The following is a 9,297-nucleotide window of genomic DNA, read 5'->3' on the forward strand; positions in this document are numbered from 1 at the left end:
GACGCCCCGCACCAGGCCGATGGTGCCCTCCTGGATCAGGTCCAGAAGTTCCATGTTCCGCTTGGTGTATTTCTTCGCCACGCTCACCACCAGGCGCAGGTTCGCCGCCACCATCCGCTCCTTGGCCCGTTGGCCGGAGCGCAGGCGCTTCTTGAGCTGTTGGGGGGTGAGCTGAGCCGCCTTGGCCAGCTGCTCGTGATCGGGCTTGGCGCCGCCGGCGCGCATTTCGAGCTCCTGCTCGAGCTCTTCGAGGGCCACCAGCTCCTGCACCTGGCGGCCGAGGGTGATCTCCTGCTCATGGCTGAGCAAGGGCACGCGACCGATGTCGCGCAGGTAGGAGCGCACCAGATCGGTGCTCAGCCCCGAGGCATCAACAGCAACGACCACGGCAAGGCCTGTGAACTGATGTAAAGCCTACCTGAAGAAGTGTGAAGCGCCTCTCAGAAAAGCCTGGGATTTCTCAGGGGCGACCGTGGCGTCGCGTCAGCCGCCGCTGCGGCTCAGCAACCAGCTGGCGGTCTGCAGGTAGATGAACACACCCGCCACGTCGGTGGCAGTGGCGATGAACGGGGCCGACATCAAAGCCGGGTCGAGCCCCAGGCGGTTGAACAGCAGGGGCAGGGCCGCGCCGGCGGTGGCCGCCAGGGTGGTGATCGCCACCAGGCTGATCCCGGCTGCACTGGCCACCAGCCAGTTGCCCCCGCTCACGTAGCCGGCCCAGGGCACCACCACCAGCATCATCAACAGCCCCAGCAGGGCACCTGCGATCGCCTCGCGGCCGATCGCCTTGGCGGGCCCCAGGCTCTGGATGCGCTGGGTGCTGAGGCCGCGGATCACCACCGTGGAGCTCTGGGCGCCCACGTTGCCGCCGGTGCCGATCAAGAGCGGGATGAAGGCGGCGAGCACCACCACCTGCTTGAGCACCCCATCCATCGAAGCGATCACGGCGGCGGTGCCGCTGTTGGCCAGGAGCAGCACCAAAAGCCACACCACGCGGCGGCGGGCCACGCTGAACAGGTTGCTCTGGAAGTAGTCGTCTTCATCGCCGGCCTGCACGGCACCGGCGGCGTAGAGGTCGCGAGTGGCCTCCTGCTGGATCACGTCGATCACGTCATCCACGGTCACGATCCCCACCAGCCGCTGCTCGCGGTCCACCACGGGCACGGCCAGGAAGTCGTAGCGCTGGATCACGCGCGCCACCTCCTCCTGGTCGGTGTCGGTGCCCACGCTCACCACCTCGCGGGTCATCACATCGCCCACACGCTCCTCCGGATCAGCCACCACCAGATCCCGCAGCGAGAGGATGCCGGTGAGATGGCGCGATGCGTCGGTGACGTAGAGGGCGTAGATCGTTTCGGTGTCGCGAGCGCGGCGGCGCACGATCGTGAGCGCCTGGGCCACGCTGTGAAATTCCTTGAGGTCGATGAACTCGGTGGTCATCAACCGGCCGGCGGTCTCCGGCTCGTAGCCCAGCAACTGGGCGGTCACGCGCCGCTCCGCCGGACTCAGCTCCGCCAGCAGGCGGCGCACCACCTTGGCGGGCAGCTCATCAAACAGATCCACCCGGTCATCGGGTGACATCTCCTCCACCAGCTCCAGCACCTCACTGGAGCGCAAGCGCTCGAGCAGCGTCTGCTGGACGCTGGGCTCGAGGTATTCATAAACCTCGATCGCTTCGTTTTTTGGAAGCAGGCGGAAGGCGAGCGCCTGAAGCGTGCGCGGCAACCCGCCGATCGCTTCGGCGATATCCACCTCCTGCACGGGCTGCAGCAACAGCTTCACGCCGTCGTAATTGCCGGCCTCAAGCAGAGCCTTGAGCTGCTGGGTGAGCACCTCAGCCAACGCCGGGCCGTTGGTAGGGGAAACAGCAGCTGCGGCAGACGCCTCGCTCATGGCCCCAGGGCTGCGGCAGTCCGAGTGTATGGGCTGAAGTGGCTAAGGTCCGGCCTTATCGAACACCCGCGCGGGCGGGCGAATCTGATGGCCATCAACGTGAGCGATGTGGTGGTGAGCACCGCCTCTGGCGAGCAGCAGAAGCTTGGTGCGCTCGACGGCCAGGTGCGCCTGATCGTGAACGTGGCCAGCCGCTGCGGCTTCACCCGCCAGTACGCCGGCCTGCAGGCCCTGCAGGACACCTACGCCAACCAGGGCTTCTCGGTGCTGGCGTTCCCCTGCAACGACTTCGGCGCCCAGGAGCCCGGCAGCGTGGAAGAAATCCAGCAGTTCTGCTCCACCACCTACGGCGTGAACTTCCCCATCTACGCCAAGGTGGCGATCAGCGCCGCCCCCTTCGACGCGCTGGTGCAAGCCGAGCCGGCAGGTGCCGTGGCCTGGAACTTCGAGAAGTTCCTCGTGGGTAAGGACGGCACCGTGATTGCACGCTTCAAGAGCGGTGTGGAGCCCGAATCAGCCGAGCTGAAAGGCGCGATCGAAGCGGCACTGGCAGCCTGAGCAACCGGTTTCTGGCGAGCTCGCCAGCTCGCCAGGAGCAGCTCACAGCATTGTCCAGGGTTTCGTACAGACTGCACGGAATTCTGGACGGTTGCCGCGGTTGTGCCGCCACCGGCATCAGTCGGACTGCGCCTTGAACACCGCTCGGCTCAACAGCAGGCCAGCAGCCGCGCAGAGAAGACCCAGCACCAGGCTCACGGCGATCAACAGCAGGCCCCAGGCGGGTTTCCCCGCCTGGATCAACTTGGCCACATCCAACATCCAGCTGCTGAAGGTGGTGAGGCAACCGCAGAAGCCGATCCCCAGCAGCAGCACCAGGCTGGTGCGCCGGGGGATTGGGCCGGCCAGGAATCCAAGGATGAACGACCCCACCAGGTTCACCAGCAGATCGGCGCCGGCATTGCCTCCCAGATGCGGACCGAGCTGAACACCGCTCTGCCAGCGCAACAGGGCACCAGGAACGGCACCGAGCCCCACCAGCAACAGCTCTCTGAGCTCGAAGCTCAGGCGCCGGACCTCCAGCTGATCAGCCACCGATCACCATCCCGGCCGCCACGGCCACCAGGCCTGCGCCCACCGAGCCGCCCATGAGCCAGAGAGCCTCGCGGCGCTGGCCCGCCAGCCACGACTGCAAGAGTTCCGCCGCAAAGGTGGAGAACGTACTGAGGCTGCCGAGGAAGCCCGTGGCCAGGAGCAAGCCGATCTGTTGGTCAGGACCGCAACGACCCGCCAGGGCCGCAATCAAGCCCAGGGCAAAACAAGCGGTGATGTTCACGCCAAACGTGGCCCAATGCTTGCGGGGCACCAACGGCTCGAAGTGGTTCACGAGGCGGAACCGCAGCCAGGCACCAGGCACTGCTCCGATCGCCACCAGGAGGGCGTCGCGCATAGATCAGGCCACAGCGAGCCAGCCGCGCTGCTCAGCTGTTTCCACTTGCAGCCACTGATCGCCTTCGTGATCACGCCAACTGCGCACAACGCGTAGAGGCTGATCGGCATCCACCGGGGCCAGGGCAGGAGCCTGTTGATCCGGTGCGGCCTGAAGAACCTGGCCGCCAATGCTGAGCAGTGGCTCACCCGCGTTGCGACGACGCAGATCAGGAAGGCGGCGATCAGCCCCGCCCGCGGGCAAGGAGACCGGTGCAAACAAGGCGAACGCCAACACGGCCCCCCAGCGCCAGGTGCTGAAGCGTTGATCCACGGAGCGCGCGAGAGGTCGGCTCACTCAGATATCCAGCTGCGCAAGATCAAGCTCGGCGCTGTGGGTTTCGATGAATTCGCGGCGGGGGGCAACCTTGTCGCCCATCAGGATGTTGAAGATGCGGTCGGCTTCGGCAGCGTCTTCAATTTCAACGCGCTTCATCATGCGAGTGGTGGGATCCATGGTGGTTTCCCAGAGCTGTTTGGGCATCATTTCGCCCAAGCCCTTGAAACGCTGGATCGTGTAATTCGCCTTTTCACCGAAACCTTCGATCGTGGCCCTCAGATCAGCTTCGTTGTAGCAATAGGTGTGATTCTTGCCGCGCTCCACCTTGTAGAGCGGAGGGCAGGCGATATAAATATAGCCGCCTTCCACCAGCGCCTTCTGGTAGCGGTAGAAGAAGGTGAGCAACAAAGTGCGGATGTGAGCACCATCCACATCCGCATCGGTCATGATCACGATGCGGTGGTAGCGGAGGTTCTTTTGATCGAACTCTTCGCCTTTGATGCCAAGGCCGAGGGCGGTGATCAAGGCCTGAATCTCGGTGTTTTTGTAGATCTTGGCGTCGTCGGTTTTCTCAATATTGAGAATCTTGCCCCGCAGGGGGAGGATCGCCTGGAAGCGACGGTCGCGGCCCTGCTTGGCGGAGCCACCAGCGGAATCGCCCTCCACGATGTAGATCTCGGATTCGCCGGGGTCGCGCGAGGAGCAATCGGCCAGCTTGCCGGGGAGGGTTGAGCTCTCCAGCACGCTCTTGCGGCGTACCAGCTCACGGGCACGGCGGGCGGCTTCGGCGGCGTTGAAGGCCTGGATTGCCTTCTCGAGGATCAGATCGATCACCGAGGGGTTGAACTCCAGGTATTCGCTCAGGGCTTCACCCACGAGCGAATCCACGATGCCGCGCACCTCGGTGTTGCCGAGCTTGGTTTTGGTTTGCCCCTCGAACTCCGGCTCCGGCACCTTCACCGACAGCACAGCGGTGAGGCCTTCGCGAATGTTCTCGCCGGCCAGGTTGGCATCAGCCTCCTTACGCTTGCCACGCTTCTTGGCGAAGGCGTTGAGGGTGCGGGTGAGCACCGTTTTCAAACCCTCGATGTGGGTGCCGCCATCCACAGTGCGGATGTTGTTGGCAAAGCCGAAGATGTTGTCGGAGTAGGCATCCACGCACCACTGCAGCGCCGCCTCCACCTGAACCCCATCTTTTTCGGAGTTCACATAGATGATGTCGGGGTGAAGGGCATCCTTCTCCGCATTCATGTAGGCGACGTATTCCTTGATGCCGCCTTCGTAGTAGTAGATCTCCTCGTGGGCCACGCCCTCGGCATTGCGGGCCGCGGGCCGCTCGTCGCGGAAGACGATCTTCACGCCACCGTTGAGGTAGGCGAGTTCACGCAAACGGGCCGAGAGCGTGTGGTAATCGAACTCAATCCCGCCCGAGAAGATCTGGATGTCGGGCTTGAAGCACACCGACGTGCCGGTGCGGCTGGTGTCGGCGGCGGGCTTGGAAGCCAGGGTGCCGATCGGGGCACCGCGCTCGAACCGCTGTTGGTGCTCCTGGCCCTGGCGATGGACCGTGACCTCCACCCATTCAGAGAGGGCGTTCACCACCGACACGCCCACGCCATGCAGGCCGCCCGACACCTTGTAGCCGCCGGCGCCGAACTTGCCGCCGGCGTGCAGCACGGTGAGCACGGTTTCGAGTGCGCTCTTCCCGGTGCGGGGGTGCACGTCGGTGGGGATGCCACGGCCGTTGTCGGTGACGGCGCAGCTGCCATCCTCATTGAGGACGACAAGAATCTCGTTGCAATGGCCGGCGAGTGCCTCGTCGACCGAGTTGTCGACAACCTCGTACACCAGGTGGTGCAAGCCCCGCGGCCCGGTGGAGCCGATGTACATGCCTGGGCGCTTGCGCACCGGCTCCAGGCCTTCCAGCACCTGGATCTGCTCGGCGCCGTAGGCGGCCTGAACTTTGGTGGCTTCGCTCATGGGTTCCGGCGGGGGCACGTCCTCCTGCCGCAGGAGCCCGTTGGCAAGCGCGGCAAGGGGCAGGGAGGCGCGCAAAGGCCGTGCCTGAAGGCCCAATCTACCACCGATGCAATAGAGAAGCTCCTGGTGGCCGCTCCGTGTGCTTTTCAGCAAGGGGTGCAATCAGCGGGCTGCAGGCCAGGCAACAGGCCCGCCGGCAGAGTGCCCGGATGAGCCAAGCCGAAAGCCTCGCCACAAGCGGTCGACAACACCCCGATCAGCCCCTGGTGATTGTGTTGCTGGGCCCCACCGCCAGCGGCAAAACGGCCCTCGGCATCGAGCTGGCCCAGGCGCTGGATCTGGCGGTGCTGTCGGTGGATTCGCGCCAGCTCTATCAAGAGATGGATATCGGCACCGCCAAGCCCACCCCGGCCCAGCGGGCGGCGGTGCGGCATGAGCTGCTGGATCTACGCCGCCCTGATCAGCCGATCAACCTGCAGGAATTCCGCGCCGAAGCCGAACAGGCCATCGCCGCCGAACACGCCCGCCGCGGCATCGCCCTGCTGGTGGGCGGCAGTGGGTTGTATCTGAAAGCCATCACCCAAGGGATGACGCCGCCAGCCGTTCCGCCGCAGCCGCAACTGCGGGCCCAGCTCGAAGCGCTTGGCCAGCCCCTCTGCCACCGGCTGCTGCGGGAGGCCGATCCCACCGCCGGCGCGCGGATCATGGCCAACGATGCTGTGCGCACTCAGCGAGCGCTGGAGGTGCTCTATGCCACCGGCCAACCGTTGAGCAGCCAGCAAGGCGCCACACCGCCACCCTGGCGGGTGCTGGAGCTGGGCCTGAATCCGCCGGATCTCAAGCGCCGCATCGCCCTGCGCAGCGCCAACCTCTATGGCGAAGGCCTGATCGAGGAAACCCGCGGCCTGATGGAGCGCTACGGCGCCGACTGCCCACTGCTCGACACCATCGGCTACGGCGAAGCCAAAGCGGTGCTGCAGGGGGATCTCCAACGAAACGATGCGATTGCCCTCACCACCAAGCGCACGCAGCAGTTCGCCAAGCGCCAGCGCACCTGGTTTCGGCGGCAACACCAGCCGATCTGGCTCGATGGAGGTGACGCTTTACAGCAGGCGTTGCCTGCGATCGAGCGCGTCCTAGGGTGAAGGGTGAACAGACACTGTTTTCTCTTCGTCCTCTCGCCCGCCTGAATGCCACCCCGTCCTCGTTTTGACCGCCGCGCTCCCGTGCGGGAGCTCCCCAACATCAACGACCGCATCAGTTACCCCCAGTTGCGGGTGGTCGATGCCGATGGCAGTCAGCTGGGGGTGATCACGCGGGAGGCGGCCCTGGAAGTGGCCAAAGACCGCGAGCTCGACCTGGTGCTGGTGAGCGAGAAGGCTGATCCGCCGGTGTGCCGGATCATGGACTACGGCAAGTTCAAGTTCGAGCAGGAAAAGAAGGCCAAAGAAGCCAAGAAAAAGTCTCACCAAACCGAAGTAAAGGAGGTGAAGATGCGCTACAAGATCGATCAGCACGATTACGACGTGCGGATCGGTCAGGCCTCCCGCTTCCTCAAGGCTGGCGACAAGGTGAAGTGCACCGTGATCTTCCGCGGCCGCGAGATCCAGCACACCGCCCTGGCTGAACAGCTGCTCAAGCGCATGGCCAAGGATCTCGAGGAAAAGGCCGAGATCCAGCAGGAACCCAAGCGTGAGGGCCGGAACATGATCATGTTCCTCACGCCGCGCAAAACCCCGCTGGCCAAAGAGAAAGAAGCGGAAGCCGCCGCCAGCAAGGCCGTGCGCACGATTGAAACGCCACGCCAGCAGGCCGCTGCGGCAGCAGCCGAGGGCTGAGGCTCCTGGCCCAGCCAGACAGGCGCTTAAAGCGCTTCGCCGAACAGCGCGAGCATCGCCTGCCAACCAGCAGCTGAGGCCTCAGGGTGGAAATCAGCCCTGGCTTCGCACATGTAGCCGTGGCCGGCGCCTGGGGCCAGAACAAAGCGGTGTCTGCCGGCAGGCCCCGCAGCGAGGGCTCGCTCAATGGCGGCGAGCTCTTGCGGCGGCATCAACGGATCCTGATCGCCGCAGAAACACCACAACCGGCCGGGAATCTGCGGCACATCCGCCAGGGTGGGCGCCCCACCGCCGGGGCGATCGGTGGACACACGGGCTCCGTAGAAGTCGCAGCTGGCGGCGATCACCGGCAGGGTGGCGGCCAGCATCGCCAGGTGCCCCCCGAAGCAGAAGCCCACACAGCCCAGGGGCCTGTGGGCCAGGCCGTCAGCGGCATGGGCCTGCTGCATCCAGGCAGCAGCGGCAGCCACATCGGAGCGGAGCTGTTGGGCCTGCACCTGGTCGCGGTGCTCACGGCCGAGGGCCAGGCCAGCTTCGTTGTAATCCGCCTCCAGATGGGGGGCGGTGCGCCAGAAGCTGCTGATCGCCAGAGCCGCATAGCCCTGCTCGGCCAAACGATCGGCCACGCTGCGCACCCAGCCGTTAACGCCGAACACCTCAGGCAGCACCAGCACAGCCGCCCGAGGGGCCTCGGGCCGCGCCCACCAGGCAGGCATTGCGCCCTCAGGCGTGATCACCTCAATCCAGTTCGCCTGAATCGCCATCAACCCAGCCCGTGCGGCATCAGAGCACTATGCAAGCGCCACCCGAACGGCAGAGCAGAACAACGCGCAAGCACTGTCCCTAATTCCGTACGGAATGGACAGAAGCCTGGACAGTGCCGCCGAAGCCTCCACGGGAGTAACGCCCGGCAGCGCTCCCGCTCGTGAACCGTCCCCAACCGGCACAGCAGGTTATGCCGGGATGGCAATTGTCACCGGGGCCAAAGATCCGTAAGGTGGCGCCACAGCGTTGTGCCAATCCGGTTTGCGGTTCCACATTCAGCAGGACAGCGACATCCCGGCGTCGAGCCAGTTGTACAACCAGATCTGCTTTGCCATCGCCGCGCGCCACTTCCCGCCCGGCCATCGATTGCCAAGCACGCGCCAGCTGGCGATGCAGACGGGCCTGCACCGCAACACGATCAGCAAGGTGTACCGCCAGCTGGAAAACGATGGCGTTGTTGAAGCCATGGCCGGCTCGGGCATCTACGTGCGCGACCAGCAGAACCCGCGCGACATCAAACCAGCCCCAGGCCCCCGCAGCCGCCACCTGCCGGACATCGACCGCGAGGTGCGCCAGAGCGTGGATGGGCTGCTCAACGCCGGCTGCACCCTGCAGCAGGCCCGCGACCTGCTCACCCGCGAGATCGACTGGCGCCTGCGTTGCGGCGCCCGGGTGCTGGTGAGCACCCCTCGGGAAGACATCGGCGCTTCGATGCTGATCTCGGAAGAGCTGGCCCCCCACCTGCAGGTGCCTGTGGAAGTGGTGCCGATGGAGGAGCTGGAGGCGGTGCTGGAAACCTCCAGCAACGGCACGGTTGTGACGAGCCGCTACTTCCTGCAGCCGGTGGAGGAGATCGCCAAGCGCCACGGCGTGCGCTCGGTGCCGGTGGACCTCAACGACTTCCGCCACGAGCTCGACCTGCTCAAAGACCTCAAAACCGGCAGCTGCGTGGGCCTGGTGAGCATCAGCCCCGGCATCCTGCGGGCCGCTGAGGTGATCCTGCACAGCATGCGCGGCAGCGAACTTCTTCTGATGACGGCCACACCGGATCTGAAC

11 protein-coding genes are annotated in these 9,297 nt (G+C 65.3%); 4 read left to right on the top strand and 7 right to left on the bottom strand.

Features of this window, described 5'->3' with window-relative positions:
- Nucleotides 1-387 (bottom strand): sigma-70 factor domain-containing protein (locus tag ACIQ2E_RS09285; protein WP_398329337.1); only part of this gene is annotated, 387 nt, incomplete at its 3' end.
- 96 nt (nucleotides 388-483) lie between these two features.
- Nucleotides 484-1,893 (bottom strand): magnesium transporter, encoded by a 1,410-nt coding sequence (gene mgtE, locus ACIQ2E_RS09290; RefSeq protein WP_398329340.1) that lies wholly within the window; start codon nucleotides 1,891-1,893, stop codon nucleotides 484-486.
- 87 nt (nucleotides 1,894-1,980) lie between these two features.
- On the opposite strand from mgtE, the gene ACIQ2E_RS09295 reads away from it, so the two are divergent.
- Nucleotides 1,981-2,451: a glutathione peroxidase gene (locus ACIQ2E_RS09295; protein ID WP_398329343.1), complete on the top strand. Its 471-nt coding sequence runs from the start codon at nucleotides 1,981-1,983 to the stop codon at nucleotides 2,449-2,451.
- A 117-nt stretch (nucleotides 2,452-2,568) separates the two neighbouring features.
- Here ACIQ2E_RS09295 and ACIQ2E_RS09300 read toward each other — a convergent pair whose 3' ends face one another.
- From ACIQ2E_RS09300 to gyrB, 4 genes are read right to left on the bottom strand one after another with little or no spacing between them, the layout of a single operon-like run.
- Nucleotides 2,569-2,985 (bottom strand): CrcB family protein, encoded by a 417-nt coding sequence (locus tag ACIQ2E_RS09300; protein ID WP_398329346.1) that lies wholly within the window; start codon nucleotides 2,983-2,985, stop codon nucleotides 2,569-2,571.
- Nucleotides 2,978-3,340 (bottom strand): fluoride efflux transporter FluC, encoded by a 363-nt coding sequence (locus tag ACIQ2E_RS09305; protein WP_398329349.1) that lies wholly within the window; start codon nucleotides 3,338-3,340, stop codon nucleotides 2,978-2,980. The genes ACIQ2E_RS09300 and ACIQ2E_RS09305 overlap by 8 nt, the downstream gene beginning before the upstream one ends.
- A 3-nt stretch (nucleotides 3,341-3,343) precedes the next feature.
- Complete coding sequence (locus tag ACIQ2E_RS09310) at nucleotides 3,344-3,676, bottom strand: SH3 domain-containing protein (protein ID WP_398329352.1); 333 nt, start codon at nucleotides 3,674-3,676, stop codon at nucleotides 3,344-3,346.
- On the bottom strand, nucleotides 3,677-5,638 hold the full coding sequence (gene gyrB, locus ACIQ2E_RS09315; protein WP_398329355.1) for a DNA topoisomerase (ATP-hydrolyzing) subunit B: 1,962 nt from the start codon (nucleotides 5,636-5,638) through the stop codon (nucleotides 3,677-3,679).
- A 209-nt stretch (nucleotides 5,639-5,847) separates the two neighbouring features.
- Between gyrB and miaA the strand changes: the two genes are divergently transcribed.
- Both miaA and infC read left to right on the top strand, forming a co-directional pair.
- Nucleotides 5,848-6,783 carry a tRNA (adenosine(37)-N6)-dimethylallyltransferase MiaA gene (miaA, locus tag ACIQ2E_RS09320; protein ID WP_398329358.1) on the top strand — a complete coding sequence of 312 codons (936 nt, stop codon included), beginning with the start codon at nucleotides 5,848-5,850 and terminating at the stop codon, nucleotides 6,781-6,783.
- 45 nt (nucleotides 6,784-6,828) lie between these two features.
- Nucleotides 6,829-7,476: a translation initiation factor IF-3 gene (gene infC / locus ACIQ2E_RS09325; protein WP_217796953.1), complete on the top strand. Its 648-nt coding sequence runs from the start codon at nucleotides 6,829-6,831 to the stop codon at nucleotides 7,474-7,476.
- 26 nt (nucleotides 7,477-7,502) lie between these two features.
- On the opposite strand, the gene ACIQ2E_RS09330 is transcribed toward infC, so the two are convergent.
- Nucleotides 7,503-8,240, bottom strand: a complete 738-nt coding sequence (locus tag ACIQ2E_RS09330; protein WP_398329362.1) for a dienelactone hydrolase family protein — start codon at nucleotides 8,238-8,240, stop codon at nucleotides 7,503-7,505.
- Nucleotides 8,241-8,502: 262 nt separating this feature from the next.
- Between ACIQ2E_RS09330 and ACIQ2E_RS09335 the strand changes: the two genes are divergently transcribed.
- Nucleotides 8,503-9,297, top strand: a 795-nt coding sequence (locus ACIQ2E_RS09335) for a GntR family transcriptional regulator (protein WP_398329365.1), incomplete at its 3' end; no start/stop codon positions are given.

Source organism: Vulcanococcus sp., assembly GCF_044369115.1.
In the GTDB taxonomy this organism is placed as follows: domain Bacteria; phylum Cyanobacteriota; class Cyanobacteriia; order PCC-6307; family Cyanobiaceae; genus Vulcanococcus.